This is a genomic window from Neisseria weaveri, assembly GCF_900638685.1.
Lineage (GTDB): Bacteria > Pseudomonadota > Gammaproteobacteria > Burkholderiales > Neisseriaceae > Neisseria > Neisseria weaveri.
Genome location: NZ_LR134533.1, coordinates 1,339,506 through 1,356,071 on the forward strand (window position 1 = coordinate 1,339,506; position 16,566 = coordinate 1,356,071).

Here is a 16,566-nt window from a genome sequence, read left to right on the forward strand (position 1 = left end):
AATCCGCTTACCCATAAAAATCTTTAGGCACTTCGATTTGCATAGGCTTGCCGTTACTGTCCCAATAACGGAAGTTTCCGTCATCAAAACATTCGCTGATACATTTTCCCCCGCCATTGCAAAATTTTGTTTGAATATATTGGCCATCAACAAATCGGTCTGCACCGTTTTTAGCGTTATCAGTACCTACTAACTTTGAGTCTTTACCCGAAAGTACATCATGTAAATGATTGGCTTTTTCTGCGGCAAACCCATGTCCGCGCACACCGTTCATCACCACATTATCAGCAATGTTTTCTGCGGAAGCCAGGTTTCCTGCTATTGTCCCTGGAATTTCTTGATTCTGAAGGTTTGGGTTCTGCAATTGTGTATATGCAAAAGGGCTTTTTTTGATGGTTTCATTCGCTAATTTTTCAGCTTGTTTTTTAATTTCTTCTTCTGTCCCTCCAATACCAAACTGTTCGGGGGTTCTTTCTACCATTTGGATAAAGGATTGTTTTACATCCAAGTAAAAGTCTTCAGGTACTTCGATTGGCATGGGCTTGATAACTTCATTGTCAGCCATGCTTGTTACTGTATTTTCCTGGGTTTCTTGATTTCGGCCTTCTGGGCTTTGAAGTTCTTGTTGTTTACTGAAGGAAGAAAGGCTATTATTTTCCACATTGACTCCTAATTTGCTGATTAAAAATTATTGTTGAAAAGTTAGGTAATTTTAGGTTAAAAGATTATCGACAAACCAGCTATTTAAAGTTTAAAATTCAACTTTAAAATCCAATTTCTAATCAAAAGGTTCAATCAATGGAAACCCACGAAAAAATCCGCTTGATGCGTGAGCTGCATAAGTGGTCGCAGGAAGATGTGGCGGAAAAATTGAAAATGTCGGCGGGCGGTTATGCCAAGATTGAGCGGGGCGAGACGCAATTGAGCATTCCGCGCTTGGAGCAGCTGGCGGCAATTTTTAATGTGGATATGTGGGATTTGATCCAATCAGGAAAAGGCGGGTTGGTGTTGCAGATCAATGAAGGAGATAGCGAAGGAGATATTTCGCTTTATGCTTCAAACGATACTGCCGCGAAAATCGAAATGTTGAAATTGGAACTCAAACACGCCCGTGAACTTTTATCTCAGAAAGACAAGGAAATCGAATTGTTGCGGAGATTCGCACAGCAGCAAGGGTAAGAGAATGAGTAGACAGAGGCCGTCTGAAAAATTTTCAGACGGCCTCCATATTTAAGGCAACGATTTCAACAGTCCAGGTGTTTATAATGCAGCTGGAATTAAGTTTTAAAAACTGCACTGTTATTTGAGACGAGTAAATTCAAAACTTGATATATCCCTAATAGTTTACTCATTAGCTGCCTGAAGTATTCAGTATTTTTATTAATTAAATAGAATAAGCTATAATTCATTTGAGTATAGTAATTAAAGGCCGTCTGAAATTTTCAGACGGCCTATTTGTGGATAAATATGATAAAGCAAAACAGTAAACATACCAATCAGGTCCGTATTATAGGTGGATCATGCAGAGGCAGAAAGTTGCTGTTTGTTTCTGCCGATGGTTTGCGCCCTACGCCGGATATGGTCAGGGAAAAGTTGTTTAATTGGTTAGGACAAGATTTAACGGGTAGTACGGTATTGGATTTGTTTGGCGGTAGTGGAGCGCTGGGCTTGGAAGCGGCTTCTCGTAATGCGTCTGAAATTGTATTGGTGGATAATCATAAGCAAACTGTCCAGTGTTTGAAAAAGAATGCAGAGTTATTGGGGCTGGAAAAGATAAAGGTTATTCATTCAGACGGCCTTCTCTTTTTAAAAGGCAATACGAAAAAATTTAATGTTATTTTCTTAGATCCGCCTTTTCAATGGCAAAACTGGAATCAGCTGTTTCTTGTGCTGAAGCCAAGTGTTGTCGATGGGACTTGGGTTTATGTGGAGGCGGGAACCATGCCTGAGTTTCCCGAGTGGTTGGAATGCATTAAAAAAGGGAAGTCCGGAAAGAGTAATTTTAGTCTTTTGAAAGTTGTAAGTGATTGAATATTAGATTAAAGTGAAAATCATTTCTAATGTTTTGAAATAGATAGAAAAAAACAGTTGTGCTATAATCCGCCCCCATCGGTTTTGATAATTTATATTTAGAAGGAAATAAAATGTCGCTCTTTATTACAGATGAGTGCATTAACTGTGATGTATGCGAACCTGAATGCCCTAATGATGCTATTTATCAGGGTGATGAGATTTATGAAATCAACCCGAGCTTGTGTACGCAGTGTGTGGGACATTATGATGAACCGCAGTGCCAGCAGGTGTGTCCTGTTGACTGTATTTTAATTGATGAAGAAAATCCGGAAACTCAAGAAGAACTGCAGGCGAAATACGAAAAAATAATTTCTGAAAAATAATTTCTGAATATTCATGTTGTTATAAATATTATTGCTTGTATCGAGAAAAAATAGTTGACATGATTGGGGATGCTCAATAAAATTGCATTCTCTTTTGGAGGGATTCCCGAGCGGCCAAAGGGGGCAGACTGTAAATCTGTTGCGAAAGCTTCGAAGGTTCGAATCCTTCTCCCTCCACCAAATATTCTTACTTGGAGCAAATTCAGTAAGTATGCGGGTGTAGCTCAATGGTAGAGCAGAAGCCTTCCAAGCTTACGGTGAGGGTTCGATTCCCTTCACCCGCTCCAATTAAGCCCATGTAGCTCAGGGGTAGAGCACTCCCTTGGTAAGGGAGAGGTCGGCAGTTCAATTCTGCCCATGGGCACCATCAGTTTTAATTAACCCCGTACTTTTATATATAAAGCTTAGGAATAGGAAGATTGCCATGGCTAAAGAGAAATTCGAGCGGAGTAAGCCGCACGTAAACGTTGGCACCATCGGTCACGTTGACCATGGTAAAACCACTTTGACTGCTGCATTGACGACCATTTTGGCTAAGAAATTTGGTGGTGCTGCAAAAGCCTACGACCAAATTGATAACGCTCCGGAAGAAAAAGCGCGCGGTATTACCATTAATACTTCTCACGTAGAATACGAAACCGAAACCCGTCACTATGCGCACGTAGACTGTCCGGGTCACGCCGACTACGTAAAAAACATGATTACCGGTGCCGCTCAAATGGACGGTGCCATCTTGGTATGTTCTGCTGCTGACGGTCCTATGCCGCAAACCCGTGAGCACATCCTGTTGGCTCGTCAAGTAGGTGTACCCTACATCATCGTATTCATGAACAAATGCGATATGGTTGATGATGCAGAGCTGCTGGAATTGGTAGAAATGGAAATCCGTGATCTGCTGAGCAGCTACGATTTCCCTGGCGATGATTGTCCAATCGTGCAAGGTTCTGCATTGAAAGCTTTGGAAGGTGATGCCGCTTACGAAGAAAAAATCTTTGAATTAGCTGCTGCATTGGATAGCTATATTCCAACACCTGAGCGTGCTGTTGATAAACCATTCCTGTTGCCGATTGAAGATGTATTCTCAATTTCAGGTCGTGGTACAGTAGTAACTGGTCGTGTAGAGCGCGGTATTATTCACGTAGGCGATGAAATTGAAATTGTAGGTTTGAAAGAAACCCAAAAAACTACTTGTACCGGCGTTGAAATGTTCCGTAAATTGCTGGATGAAGGTCAGGCTGGTGATAACGTAGGCGTATTGTTGCGTGGTACCAAACGTGAAGACGTTGAGCGTGGTCAAGTATTGGCTAAGCCTGGTACTATTACTCCGCATACCAAATTCAAAGCAGAGGTTTATGTTTTGAGTAAGGAAGAAGGCGGTCGTCATACTCCGTTCTTCGCTAACTATCGTCCGCAATTCTATTTCCGTACTACAGACGTTACCGGTGCTGTGACTTTAGAAGAAGGTGTGGAAATGGTAATGCCTGGTGAGAACGTTGCGATTACTGTTGAGCTGATTGCTCCGATTGCGATGGAAGAAGGCTTGCGTTTTGCGATTCGTGAAGGTGGCCGTACTGTAGGTGCTGGTGTTGTATCTTCAGTAATTGCTTAATTTTAGAGGCCAGTAGCTCAATTGGTAGAGTATCGGTCTCCAAAACCGAGGGTTGGGGGTTCGAGACCCTCCTGGCCTGCCAAATTAAAAAATTAACCGGCCTAGTGCCGGTTAATTTTTTATGCTTTATATGTGCTATATCATATCCATATGTAGTTTATGTTTGATTAATGTGTGGTACATATAAATAAAGTTTTTAATTCAGCAATAAACAGTAGTGAATGCTTATTGTTTATGTGGATGGATGAAGAATGATAGAGCAACTGTCTCATGATTCTAAAAAATCTTCTCGATTTTTTGAAGTAGCTAAATTTTTGCTTGCTTGTGTTTTTGTTGTTTCGGGTATTTGGGGTTTTTATTATTTAGTAGATTCACCTAGTTATGTTAGAGTTTTATTGCCGTTTGCCGGGATATTGCTTGCATTGGTAATTGTTTTTTATTGGTGCGAGTCTGGCAAGAAGTTTCTTCGTTACATTAGAGATTCTTATACAGAATTTAAAAAAGTTGTATGGTTGCCAAGAAATGATGCAATGCGTATGACAGGATTCGTCATTGTATTTGTAGCTATTTTGTCAGTATTCATTTATTTGGCGGATAGTGCGGTTTCATGGTTGTTTTTTGATATCTTGCTGAAAAGGGGATAATAATGTCAAAAAGGTGGTATGTTGTACAGGCTTATTCCGGCTTTGAAAAAAATGTTCAAAAAACATTAAAAGAGCGGATCGCACGTGAGTCGATGGAAGATTATTTTGGTCAGATTTTAGTGCCAGTTGAAGAGGTTGTTGAAATTAAAAATGGCCGAAAAACTATTAGTGAACGTAAATTTTACCCTGGCTATGTGTTGGTAGAAATGGAAATGACCGATGACTCTTGGCATTTGGTTAAGAGTACGCCTAGAGTGTCAGGGTTTATTGGCGGGACATCTAATCGGCCTATGCCTATTTCCCAGCGTGAAGTTGAAGGTATTTTGCAGCAAGTTAAAATGGGTGTAGAGAAGCCTAAACCTAAAATAGAATTTGAAATAGGGCAGCAGGTTCGTGTTAATGAAGGACCATTTGCAGATTTTAATGGTATTGTGGATGAAGTAAATTACGAGCGCAATAAATTGCGTGTATCTGTTCAAATTTTCGGACGTGAAACACCTGTTGAGCTTGAATTTAATCAAGTGGAAAAAATTTAAATAAATTTATTTGACTTGTAAATAATATTAAATTATATGCTTTACTTGAAATTATTTTTGTAATCTGTATAATTTATCGTTTGTTTGGGGAGCGGAGAAATTCTGCGTTGTACCCGTTTTTTAGGAGCTTTAAAGTGGCAAAAAAAATTGTCGGCTATATTAAACTGCAGATTCCTGCAGGTAAGGCCAATCCATCCCCCCCTGTTGGTCCTGCTTTAGGTCAACGTGGTTTGAATATTATGGAGTTTTGTAAAGCATTTAATGCTGCAACTCAAGGTATGGAGCCCGGATTGCCAATTCCGGTTGTTATTACAGCATTTGCGGATAAATCATTTACGTTTGTAATGAAAACGCCGCCAGCTTCTATTTTGCTGAAAAAAGCAGCTGGTTTGCAAAAAGGTAGTTCTAATCCTTTAACTAATAAAGTAGGCAAGGTAACTCGTGCCCAATTAGAAGAGATTGCTACTACTAAACAGCCTGATTTAACGGCGGCTGACTTGGATGCTGCAGTTCGTACTATTGCTGGTTCTGCTCGCTCAATGGGCTTGGATGTGGAGGGTGTATAATGGCTAAAGTTTCTAAACGTTTGAAAGCTTTGCGTGCATCTGTTGAAGCAAACAAGTTGTATTCAATTGATGAAGCGATTGCATTGGTAAAAAAATCTGCTACTGCAAAATTTGATGAGTCTGTAGACGTCTCTTTTAATTTAGGTGTTGATCCTCGTAAATCGGATCAAGTAATTCGCGGTTCAGTGGTATTGCCAAAGGGTACCGGTAAAACAACACGTGTTGCGGTTTTTACTCAAGGTGCTAATGCAGAAGCAGCTAAAGCTGCTGGTGCGGATATTGTTGGTTTTGAAGACTTGGCAGAGGAAGTTAAAAAAGGTAATTTAGATTTTGATGTTGTAATTGCTTCTCCTGATGCTATGCGTATTGTTGGTCAATTAGGTACTATTTTAGGGCCGCGCGGTTTAATGCCTAACCCTAAAGTAGGTACTGTTACTCCAAACGTTGCTGAAGCTGTTAAGAATGCTAAAGCAGGCCAAGTTCAATATCGTACAGATAAAGCAGGTATTGTTCATGCAACAATCGGTCGTGCTTCTTTTGCTGAAGCTGACTTAAAAGAAAACTTCAATGCATTGTTAGATGCTATTGTTAAGGCTAAGCCAGCAGCAGCAAAAGGTCAATATTTGAAGAAGGTTGCGGTTAGCAGTACTATGGGTCTAGGTGTTCGAGTAGATACTTCTAGCGTAAACAACTAAGACTAGTATTTCAAGCGGCCTAAATTTAATAAATAGAGTCGTTTGTTATGGGCTACTTAATTACAGGTAATTATTAAGTAGATGTCCAAGACCGTAGGGATCTTTTTAAGATTTAATTACAAAACCCTACGCAGACGGTAGTCCTTAAAATTCATGTCAAGCAATTCTTGCTCTGTGTCTTTTAGGTTGCCGCGCTGGTGGAATATATGTTTATATATTCTAAATTTTAACAGTGGGAGGTAGACCTTGAGTCTCAATATTGAAACCAAGAAAGTAGCCGTTGAAGAGATTGGTGCTGCGATTGCAAATGCTCAAACTTTGGTGGTTGCTGAATATCGCGGTATCAGTGTTGCCAGCATGACTGAACTTCGTGCTAATGCACGCAAAGAAGGTGTATATTTGCGTGTGTTAAAAAATACATTAGCACGTCGTGCAGTAGAAGGTACTTCATTTGCCAAGTTGGCTGACCATATGGTAGGTCCTTTGGTTTATGCTGCATCTGAAGATCCTGTTGCTGCCGCAAAGGTACTGCATCAATTCGCAAAAAAAGATGACAAAATCGTCGTGAAAGCAGGTTCTTATAATGGTGATGTTTTAGATGTTTCAGCTGTTGCTGAATTGGCTTCTATTCCTAGCCGTGAAGAGCTGTTGTCTAAGTTGCTGTTTGTTATGCAAGCACCTGTTTCAGGTATGGCTCGCGCATTGGCTGCTTTGTCAGAGAAAAAAGCAGGCGAAGAGGCTGCGTAAATTCGATTTTGTTTTATTTAATAAATTTTTCTTACATACAATATTTGGAGTTTAAATAGCATGGCTATTACTAAAGAAGACATTTTGGAAGCTGTTGGTTCTTTAACCGTTATGGAATTGAATGACTTGGTTAAAGCTTTTGAAGAGAAATTTGGCGTGTCTGCAGCAGCAGTTGCTGTAGCTGGTCCTGCAGCAGCAGCAGAAAGCGCTGCTGAGAAAACCGAGTTTGATGTGATTTTAGCATCTGCTGGTGATCAAAAAGTTGGTGTAATTAAAGTTGTTCGTGCTATTACTGGTTTAGGCTTAAAAGAAGCTAAAGACATGGTTGATGGCGCTCCTAAAACTCTTAAAGAAGGTGTTTCAAAAGCTGAAGCTGAAGATATCCAAAAACAATTGGAAGAAGCTGGCGCTAAAGTTGAGATCAAATAATTGGAAATTATTCCATCAAGGCTGGCAGTTTTCTGCCAGCCTTATTTTTCATTTGAAAGTGAATAGGCAATAATATTTACATTTATTTGCATTGTTTATTGAAAATAAATGTAAATATTGTTATTGAAAAATTAGTGGAAAGTGTATTTGGAGCTAATAATACACGTAATACTAATAGATTTTTTATGTTTATTTCTATTTTCTAATTATAAATATATTTTATTTACAATTACTGTATTTAGAGAGTTCCATTCTTAGGAGTTTCAATGAATTATTCTTTTACTGAGAAAAAACGGATTCGTAAGAGCTTTGCAAAGCGTGAAAACGTATTAGAGGTTCCATTTTTGCTGGCTACCCAATTGGATTCATATGCCAAGTTTTTGCAATTAGATAAGCCATTTGATCAAAGAACAGATGATGGTTTACAAGCTGCATTTAATTCTATATTCCCCATCGTTAGTCAAAATGGTCATGCTCGTTTAGAGTTTGTGCATTACACTTTGGGTGAGCCATTATTTGACATTCCCGAGTGTCAACTACGTGGTATTACTTATGCAGCTCCTTTACGTGCACGTATTCGCTTAGTCATCTTGGACAAAGAGTCTTCAAAAGCAGTTGTGAAAGAAGTTCGTGAAAATGAAGTTTATATGGGTGAGATTCCATTGATGACTCCAAGTGGTTCGTTTGTTATTAATGGAACAGAGCGCGTCATTGTTTCTCAATTGCATCGCTCTCCCGGTGTGTTTTTTGAGCATGACCGTGGAAAAACACATTCTTCAGGAAAATTGTTATTTTCTGCACGTATTATTCCTTATCGTGGTTCTTGGTTAGATTTTGAATTCGACCCTAAAGACCTGCTTTACTTCCGTATTGACCGACGTAGAAAAATGCCTGTAACAATTTTATTGAAGGCATTGGGTTATGATAATGAGCAGATTTTAGAAACTTTCTATGATAAAGAAGCTTATTATTTATCTAAGAATGGCATTCAAATTGCTGTAGATCCTGAGCGTCTTAAAGGTGAAACATTAAAATCAGACATTATTGATAATAACGGTGAAGTTTTAGTTCCAAAAGGGAAAGCTGTTAATGCAAGACATATTCAGCTTATTCAAAAATCTGGTATTACTCGTTTATCAATTGAGCCGGAAGTGTTGTTAGGAAAAGTTCTGGCTAATGATGTTATTGCGCCTGATACTGGTGAAGTATTGGCTATAGCTAATGAAGAAATTACAGAAGAGCTTTTGGCAAAGCTCGATATTCATGGTATTCAAGAGATTCAAACTCTGTATATTAATGAATTGAACCAAGGTGGTTATATTTCTAATACTTTGCGTACTGATGAAACTTTAGATCAGCAAGCTGCACGTGTATCAATATATCGAATGATGCGTCCGGGTGAGCCTCCTACTGAAGAAGCTGTTGAGTCATTATTCAGTCGTTTATTTTTTAATGAAGACAGCTATGATTTATCTCGCGTTGGTCGAATGAAATTCAATACCCGCACATATGAGCAAAAGTTATCGGAGCGTCAGAAGAAAACTTGGTACGGTCGCTTGCTTGGTGAGACATTTGCTGATGCAGCCAATAAAGGCGGTAATGTTTTAAGTATAGAAGATATTGTTGTTTCAATTGCTACCTTAGTTGAATTACGTAATCATAATGATGGTGTTGATGATATTGATCATTTGGGTAACCGTCGAGTTCGTTCAGTTGGTGAGTTGACAGAAAACCAATTCCGCAGTGGTTTGGCGCGTGTGGAGAGAGCAGTAAAAGAGCGTTTGAATCAAGCGGAATCTGAAAACTTGATGCCAACCGATTTGATTAATGCCAAGCCGGTTTCTGCCGCAATTAAAGAGTTTTTCGGTTCCAGCCAGTTGAGCCAATTTATGGATCAGACCAACCCGCTGTCGGAAATTACCCACAAGCGTCGTGTGTCTGCTTTAGGTCCAGGTGGTTTGACACGTGAACGTGCAGGCTTTGAAGTGCGCGACGTACATCCGACTCACTATGGTCGTGTTTGCCCGATTGAAACACCTGAGGGTCCGAACATTGGTTTGATTAACTCATTGTCTGTTTACGCACGCACCAACGAATACGGTTTCTTGGAAACTCCATACCGCCGTGTGGTGGATGGTAAAGTAACCGATGAAATCGATTATTTGTCTGCTATCGAAGAAGGTCGCTATGTGATTGCACAGGCAAACGCCGAATTGGATTCAGACGGCTGCTTGACCGGTGACTTGATTACCTGTCGTGAAAAGGGCGAAACCATCATGGCTACTGCCGACCGTGTGCAATACATGGACGTAGCGACTGGCCAAGTGGTTTCTGTGGCCGCATCACTGATTCCTTTCTTGGAGCATGACGATGCGAACCGTGCCTTGATGGGTGCCAACATGCAACGTCAAGCAGTGCCTTGTTTGCGTCCTGAAAAACCGATGGTAGGTACCGGCATTGAGCGCTCGGTAGCTGTTGACTCTGCTACTGCAATCGTTGCCCGTCGCGGTGGTGTTGTGGAATATGTAGATGCCAACCGTATCGTTGTTCGCGTGCACGATGATGAAGCGACAGCCGGTGAAGTGGGTGTGGATATTTACAACTTGGTGAAATTTACCCGCTCAAACCAATCAACCAATATTAACCAACGTCCTGTGGTAAAAGCCGGTGATGTGCTGCAACGCGGCGACGTAGTGGCCGATGGCGCTTCTACCGATTTAGGCGAATTGGCCTTGGGTCAAAACATGACCATCGCTTTCATGCCGTGGAACGGTTACAACTACGAAGACTCGATTCTGATTTCTGAAAAAGTGGCAGCCGATGACCGGTACACTTCTATCCATATCGAAGAATTGAATGTGGTGGCGCGTGATACCAAATTGGGCGCGGAAGACATTACCCGCGATATCCCGAACTTATCCGAGCGCATGCAAAACCGTTTGGACGAATCCGGTATCGTTTATATCGGTGCGGAAGTTGAAGCCGGTGATGTTTTGGTAGGTAAAGTAACGCCTAAAGGCGAAACCCAACTGACACCGGAAGAAAAACTGCTGCGTGCCATTTTCGGTGAAAAAGCGTCGGACGTGAAAGACACTTCATTGCGTATGCCTACCGGCATGAGCGGTACCGTAATCGACGTACAGGTATTTACCCGCGAAGGTATTCAACGCGATAAACGTGCACAATCGATTATTGATTCAGAGCTGAAACGCTACCGCCAAGATTTGGGTGACCAGTTGCGTATTTTTGATAACGACGCATTCAGCCGTATCGAGCGCATGATTGTCGGTCAAAAAGCCAATGGCGGCCCGATGAAGTTGGCTAAAGGCAGCGAAATTACTGCCGAATATCTGGCATCTTTGCCGAGCAAGCACGATTGGTTCGATATCCGTTTGGCCGATGAATCGTTGGCTAAGCAAATGGAGCTGATCAAAGTCAGCTTGCAACAAAAACGCGAAGAAGCCGACGCCTTGTATGAAGTGAAGAAGAAAAAACTGACACAAGGTGATGAACTGCAGCCGGGCGTTCAGAAGATGGTAAAAGTATTTATCGCCATCAAACGCCGCCTGCAAGCCGGTGACAAAATGGCCGGTCGCCACGGTAACAAAGGTGTGGTATCGCGCATTCTGCCGGTGGAAGATATGCCTTATATGGCAGACGGCCGCCCCGTCGATATCGTTCTGAACCCGCTGGGTGTGCCGTCCCGTATGAATATCGGACAAATTCTTGAGGTTCACTTGGGCTGGGCAGCAAAAGGTATTGGTGAGCGCATCGACCGCATGTTGGCCGAGCAGCGTAAAGTAGGCGAAATCCGTGAGTTCCTGAATAAACTCTATAACAACAGCGGTAAGCAGGAGAATCTGGACGAGCTGAGCGATGAAGAAATTTTAGCTTTGGCTGAGAATCTGAAACGCGGAGCCACATTCGCCTCGCCGGTATTCGACGGTGCTAAAGAATCTGAAATCCGAGCCATGTTAGATTTGGCATATCCGAGTGAAGATCCTGAAGTTCAAAAATTAGGTTTTAATGACACCAAGACTCAAATTACTTTATATGATGGTCGTTCAGGTGAAGCATTTGATCGTCGTGTAACGGTTGGTGTGATGCATTATTTGAAACTGCATCACTTGGTTGACGAGAAAATGCATGCCCGTTCAACAGGCCCGTATAGTTTGGTAACGCAACAGCCTTTGGGTGGTAAAGCCCAATTCGGTGGCCAGCGTTTCGGTGAGATGGAGGTGTGGGCATTAGAAGCTTATGGTGCTGCTTATACGCTGCAAGAGATGTTGACGGTTAAATCTGACGATGTAAATGGCCGTACGAAGATGTATGAAAATATCGTTAAAGGCGAACATAAGATCGATGCCGGTATGCCTGAATCCTTTAATGTATTGGTTAAAGAGATTCGTTCTTTAGGTCTGGATATTGATTTAGAACGTTACTAAGAGAATATCGGAATTGTTTTTCAGACGGCTTCTGAGTACGGCGAGATATCGTGTATATTTTCAGAGTTACAGAGTTAATGCAAGGCCGTCTGAAAATAATCGTTCCATAAGGAGCAAAAATGAATTTATCAAACTTATTTAATCCGTTGCAAACTGCCAGTATGGAAGAAGAGTTCGATGCAATTAAAATTGGTATTGCATCTCCGGAAACCATCCGTTCATGGTCTTATGGTGAAGTGAAAAAGCCGGAAACCATCAACTACCGTACTTTCAAGCCGGAGCGTGACGGTTTGTTCTGTGCCAAGATTTTTGGCCCTGTAAAAGACTACGAATGTTTGTGCGGTAAATACAAACGCTTGAAATTCAAAGGTGTAACCTGTGAAAAATGTGGCGTAGAAGTTACCTTGTCTAAAGTACGTCGCGAGCGTATGGGCCATATCGAATTGGCCGCACCTGTTGCCCATATTTGGTTCCTAAAATCGCTGCCGTCCCGCTTGGGTATGGTTTTGGATATGACTTTGCGCGACATCGAACGCGTGTTGTATTTCGAAGCCTATGTAGTTACCGACCCGGGTATGACGCCATTGCAACGCCGCCAATTGCTGACCGAAGATGACTATTTTAATAAGCTGGATGAGTATGGCGATGACTTTGATGCCAAGATGGGTGCCGAAGGTATTCGTGAGTTGTTGCGTACTTTGAATATCGCTTCTGAAGTTGAAATATTGCGTCAAGAGTTGGAATCTACCGGCTCAGACACCAAAATCAAAAAAATTGCCAAACGCTTGAAAGTATTGGAAGCCTTCCAACGCTCGGGTATGAAGCTCGAATGGATGATTATGGATGTGTTGCCGGTGTTGCCGCCTGATTTACGTCCGTTGGTACCTCTGGACGGTGGCCGTTTCGCAACTTCCGATCTGAATGATTTGTACCGCCGCGTGATCAACCGTAACAACCGTTTGAAACGTTTATTGGAATTGCATGCGCCGGATATTATCGTACGTAACGAAAAACGTATGTTGCAAGAAGCCGTAGATTCGCTGCTAGATAACGGCCGTCGCGGTAAAGCCATGACCGGTGCTAACAAACGTCCACTGAAATCATTGGCCGATATGATTAAAGGTAAAGGCGGCCGCTTCCGTCAAAACCTGTTGGGTAAACGTGTGGACTATTCAGGTCGTTCCGTGATTACCGTAGGTCCTTACCTGCGTCTGCATCAGTGCGGTTTGCCGAAGAAAATGGCTTTGGAATTGTTCAAACCATTTATTTTCCACAAGCTGGAAAAACAAGGTTTGGCATCTACCATTAAAGCAGCTAAAAAATTAGTAGAACAAGAAGTGCCGGAAGTATGGGACATTTTGGAAGAGGTGATCCGCGAACATCCGATCATGTTGAACCGTGCGCCGACTCTGCACCGTTTGGGTATCCAGGCGTTTGAGCCTATCCTGATTGAAGGTAAAGCTATTCAGCTGCATCCGCTGGTTTGTGCTGCGTTCAACGCCGACTTTGACGGTGACCAAATGGCCGTACACGTTCCGTTGAGCTTGGAAGCACAAATGGAAGCTCGCACTTTGATGTTGGCCTCCAACAACGTACTGTCTCCTGCCAACGGCGAACCGATTATCGTGCCGTCGCAAGATATTGTATTGGGTCTGTATTACATGACCCGGGATAAAATTAACGGTAAAGGCGAAGGTAGTTTGTTTGCAGATGTTAAAGAGGTGCATCGTGCTTACCATACTAAGCAGGTTGAGCTTGGTACAAAAATTACTGTCCGTGTTCGAGAATGGATTAAAAATAGTGATGGAGAGTTTGAATCGGTTGTTAATCGTTATGAGACAACAGTCGGTCGTGCTTTATTGAGTGAGATTCTTCCTAAAGGCCTGCCGTTTGAGTATGTTAATAAAGCATTGAAGAAAAAAGAAATTTCTAAGCTTATTAATGCTTCGTTCCGCTTATGTGGTTTGCGTGAAACGGTTATTTTTGCAGACCATTTGATGTATACCGGTTTTGCTTATGCGGCTAAAGGCGGGATCTCAATCTGTGTTGATGATATGGAGATTCCGAAAGAAAAAGCCAAATTGTTAGCTGAGGCGCAAAACGAAGTAAAAGAAATTGAAAAACAATATCGCGATGGTTTGGTAACAAACGGCGAGCGTTACAACAAAGTGGTGGATATTTGGGGTCGTGCCGGCGATAAAATCGCTAAAGCAATGATGGACAATCTTTCCAAACAAAAAGTCATTGATCGCGAAGGTAACGAAGTAGACCAAGAATCTTTCAACTCCATTTACATGATGGCCGATTCGGGTGCCCGTGGTTCGGCAGCCCAGATTAAACAGCTTTCCGGTATGCGTGGCTTGATGGCCAAGCCGGATGGTTCGATTATTGAAACGCCAATTACTTCAAACTTCCGCGAAGGCTTGACTGTATTGCAATATTTTATTGCGACCCACGGCGCGCGTAAGGGTTTGGCGGATACCGCATTGAAAACGGCAAACTCAGGTTACTTGACCCGCCGTTTGGTGGACGTTACCCAAGACTTGGTAGTGGTAGAAGACGATTGCGGTACGACTGACGGTTTTGTCATGAAAGCCGTGGTGCAGGGTGGTGATGTTATTGAAGCCTTACGTGATCGAATTTTAGGTCGTGTAACAGCTTCTGATGTTGTAGATCCATCCAGCGGAGAAACTCTGGTAGAGGCTGGAACTTTGTTGACAGAACGATTGTTGGATTTAATTGATAAATCTGGGGTAGATGAGGTAAAAGTTCGTACGCCTATTACTTGTAAAACACGTTATGGTTTGTGTGCCCATTGCTATGGTCGCGATTTGGCGCGAGGTAAATTGGTTAACGCAGGTGAAGCTGTGGGTGTGATCGCTGCGCAATCCATTGGTGAACCCGGTACGCAGTTGACTATGCGTACCTTCCATATTGGTGGTGCTGCCTCTGGTTCTGTTGCTGATTCTAAAATTGAAGCCAAGTCAAACGGTACCGCCCGATTTAATAGCCAAATGCGCTATGTTGCCAATAATAAGGGCGAGTTAGTAGTTATTGGACGTTCGTGCGAGTTGGTGGTTCATGATGAAATTGGCCGTGAGCGTGAACGTCATAAAGTGCCTTATGGTGCCACTTTATTGGTACAAGATGGATCTGGGGTTAAAGCAGGTGAAACACTGGCTACATGGGATCCTCATACACGCCCAATGATTACTGAATATGCTGGACGTGTGCGTTTTGAAAATGTAGAAGAAGGTGTTACCGTTGCCAAGCAGACGGATGATGTAACTGGTATGTCTAACTTGGTTGTGATTGATGGTCGCCGTAGATCTGCTTCTAGCTCTAAACTGTTACGACCGACTATTAAGCTGTTAGATGAAAATGGTTTGGAAGTGTGTATACCTGGTACAAATACTGCAGTTTCTATGGCATTCCCTGTTGGGGCAGTAATTACTGTTAGGGAAGGGCAAGAAGTTGGTAAAGGTGATGTCTTGGCGCGTATTCCGCAAGCGTCTTCCAAAACCCGTGATATTACCGGTGGTTTGCCGCGTGTAGCCGAGCTGTTTGAAGCCCGCGTGCCTAAAGATGCAGGTATGTTGGCCGAAGTAACCGGCACAGTGTCTTTTGGTAAAGAAACCAAAGGCAAACAACGCCTGATTATTACCGATGTGGACGGCGTGGCTTATGAAACACTGATTTCCAAAGAGAAACAGATTCTTGTTCACGACGGCCAAGTGGTAAACCGTGGTGAAACCATTGTAGATGGTGCAGTTGACCCGCACGATATTCTGCGTTTGCAAGGTATCGAAGCGTTGGCTCGCTACATCGTACAAGAGGTACAAGAGGTTTACCGCCTGCAAGGTGTGAAGATTTCCGACAAGCACATCGAAGTTATTATTCGCCAAATGCTGCGCCGGGTAAGTATTGTTGATGCAGGAGAAACAGGCTTTATTACTGGTGAGCAAGTAGAGCGTGGTGATGTAATGCTGGCTAATGAAAAAGCTATTGAAGAAGATAAAGAACCGGCGCGCTATGAAAATGTGTTATTGGGTATTACTAAAGCGTCATTATCTACCGATAGCTTCATTTCAGCTGCATCATTCCAGGAAACAACTCGTGTATTGACTGAAGCTGCAATTATGGGTAAGCAAGATGAATTGCGAGGCTTGAAAGAAAACGTAATTGTGGGCCGATTAATTCCAGCAGGTACTGGTTTAACCTATCATCGGAGCCGTCGCCGTCAATGGCAAGAGCATCATGAGGCAGAAATTGTCGAGCATATGGATGAGAATCAATAAGGTAAATTTATAGCAATTTTTTAAATAAAACTGCCATATTTGTAATTACAAATATGGCAGTTTTATTATTTTTTTAGATTGATAAGTTAAAGCCAATGATGGTCAAAATGTTACAAAACAAAAACTTCCTACATAAACTAACTTGACTCTATTGTTGCATAAATACTATAATTCGTCTCTTGCCGGCGTGGTGTCGGTAAG

Annotated in this window: 12 protein-coding genes, 4 tRNA genes and 1 pseudogene; 16 read left to right on the forward strand and 1 reads right to left on the reverse strand. The window is 42.2% G+C overall.

Annotation, left to right across the window (positions count from 1 at the left end; translation table 11 throughout):
- Positions 1-7: 7 nt before the first annotated feature.
- Complete coding sequence (locus EL309_RS06455; protein ID WP_040669954.1) at positions 8-661, reverse strand: hypothetical protein; 654 nt, start codon at positions 659-661, stop codon at positions 8-10.
- A 137-nt stretch (positions 662-798) separates the two neighbouring features.
- On the opposite strand from EL309_RS06455, the gene EL309_RS06460 reads away from it, so the two are divergent.
- The 16 genes and pseudogenes from EL309_RS06460 to rpoC all read left to right on the forward strand — a co-directional run bounded on the left by EL309_RS06460 (position 799) and on the right by rpoC (position 16,365).
- Complete coding sequence (locus EL309_RS06460; protein WP_004284590.1) at positions 799-1,179, forward strand: helix-turn-helix domain-containing protein; 381 nt, start codon at positions 799-801, stop codon at positions 1,177-1,179.
- Between the two features lie 288 nt (positions 1,180-1,467).
- Positions 1,468-2,031: a 16S rRNA (guanine(966)-N(2))-methyltransferase RsmD gene (gene rsmD / locus EL309_RS06465; RefSeq protein WP_036494566.1), complete on the forward strand. Its 564-nt coding sequence runs from the start codon at positions 1,468-1,470 to the stop codon at positions 2,029-2,031.
- Between the two features lie 113 nt (positions 2,032-2,144).
- Positions 2,145-2,396 (forward strand): YfhL family 4Fe-4S dicluster ferredoxin, encoded by a 252-nt coding sequence (locus EL309_RS06470; RefSeq protein WP_036494568.1) that lies wholly within the window; start codon positions 2,145-2,147, stop codon positions 2,394-2,396.
- Between the two features lie 96 nt (positions 2,397-2,492).
- Positions 2,493-2,576: transfer RNA gene (locus EL309_RS06475), tRNA-Tyr, on the forward strand.
- Between the two features lie 33 nt (positions 2,577-2,609).
- Positions 2,610-2,683: transfer RNA gene (locus EL309_RS06480), tRNA-Gly, on the forward strand.
- Between the two features lie 5 nt (positions 2,684-2,688).
- A tRNA-Thr gene (locus EL309_RS06485) sits at positions 2,689-2,763 on the forward strand.
- Between the two features lie 57 nt (positions 2,764-2,820).
- Positions 2,821-4,005, forward strand: a complete 1,185-nt coding sequence (tuf, locus tag EL309_RS06490) for an elongation factor Tu (RefSeq protein ID WP_004284587.1) — start codon at positions 2,821-2,823, stop codon at positions 4,003-4,005.
- A gap of 6 nt (positions 4,006-4,011) precedes the next feature.
- Positions 4,012-4,087: transfer RNA gene (locus EL309_RS06495), tRNA-Trp, on the forward strand.
- 367 nt (positions 4,088-4,454) lie between these two features.
- Positions 4,455-4,649, forward strand: a pseudogene (gene secE / locus EL309_RS10790) (preprotein translocase subunit SecE); the annotation flags it as partial.
- A 2-nt stretch (positions 4,650-4,651) separates the two neighbouring features.
- Positions 4,652-5,185, forward strand: a complete 534-nt coding sequence (gene nusG, locus EL309_RS06505) for a transcription termination/antitermination protein NusG (RefSeq protein ID WP_004284585.1) — start codon at positions 4,652-4,654, stop codon at positions 5,183-5,185.
- A gap of 134 nt (positions 5,186-5,319) precedes the next feature.
- Positions 5,320-5,751: a 50S ribosomal protein L11 gene (rplK, locus tag EL309_RS06510; RefSeq protein WP_004284584.1), complete on the forward strand. Its 432-nt coding sequence runs from the start codon at positions 5,320-5,322 to the stop codon at positions 5,749-5,751.
- Positions 5,751-6,446: a 50S ribosomal protein L1 gene (gene rplA / locus EL309_RS06515; protein WP_004284583.1), complete on the forward strand. Its 696-nt coding sequence runs from the start codon at positions 5,751-5,753 to the stop codon at positions 6,444-6,446. Before rplK ends, rplA begins: the two co-directional genes overlap by 1 nt.
- 246 nt (positions 6,447-6,692) lie before the next feature.
- A complete protein-coding gene (gene rplJ / locus EL309_RS06520) occupies positions 6,693-7,193 on the forward strand; it encodes a 50S ribosomal protein L10 (protein WP_004284581.1) in 501 nt (166 codons plus the stop codon).
- Positions 7,194-7,253: 60 nt separating this feature from the next.
- Positions 7,254-7,622 carry a 50S ribosomal protein L7/L12 gene (rplL, locus tag EL309_RS06525; RefSeq protein WP_004284580.1) on the forward strand — a complete coding sequence of 123 codons (369 nt, stop codon included), beginning with the start codon at positions 7,254-7,256 and terminating at the stop codon, positions 7,620-7,622.
- A gap of 266 nt (positions 7,623-7,888) precedes the next feature.
- Entirely contained in the window at positions 7,889-12,067 is a 4,179-nt protein-coding gene (gene rpoB / locus EL309_RS06530; protein ID WP_004284577.1) for a DNA-directed RNA polymerase subunit beta, read from the forward strand.
- Between the two features lie 119 nt (positions 12,068-12,186).
- Positions 12,187-16,365: a DNA-directed RNA polymerase subunit beta' gene (rpoC, locus tag EL309_RS06535; protein WP_004284575.1), complete on the forward strand. Its 4,179-nt coding sequence runs from the start codon at positions 12,187-12,189 to the stop codon at positions 16,363-16,365.
- Positions 16,366-16,566: the final 201 nt, after the last annotated feature.

Coding starts and splice junctions, on each gene's coding strand:
- tuf (WP_004284587.1), top strand. CDS start 2,821: ATGGCTAAAGAGAAATTCGAGCGGAGTAAGCCGCACGTAAACGTTGGC.
- EL309_RS06460 (WP_004284590.1), top strand. CDS start 799: ATGGAAACCCACGAAAAAATCCGCTTGATGCGTGAGCTGCATAAGTGG.
- rpoB (WP_004284577.1), top strand. CDS start 7,889: ATGAATTATTCTTTTACTGAGAAAAAACGGATTCGTAAGAGCTTTGCA.
- rsmD (WP_036494566.1), top strand. CDS start 1,468: ATGATAAAGCAAAACAGTAAACATACCAATCAGGTCCGTATTATAGGT.
- rplL (WP_004284580.1), top strand. CDS start 7,254: ATGGCTATTACTAAAGAAGACATTTTGGAAGCTGTTGGTTCTTTAACC.
- EL309_RS06470 (WP_036494568.1), top strand. CDS start 2,145: ATGTCGCTCTTTATTACAGATGAGTGCATTAACTGTGATGTATGCGAA.
- nusG (WP_004284585.1), top strand. CDS start 4,652: ATGTCAAAAAGGTGGTATGTTGTACAGGCTTATTCCGGCTTTGAAAAA.
- rplA (WP_004284583.1), top strand. CDS start 5,751: ATGGCTAAAGTTTCTAAACGTTTGAAAGCTTTGCGTGCATCTGTTGAA.
- rpoC (WP_004284575.1), top strand. CDS start 12,187: ATGAATTTATCAAACTTATTTAATCCGTTGCAAACTGCCAGTATGGAA.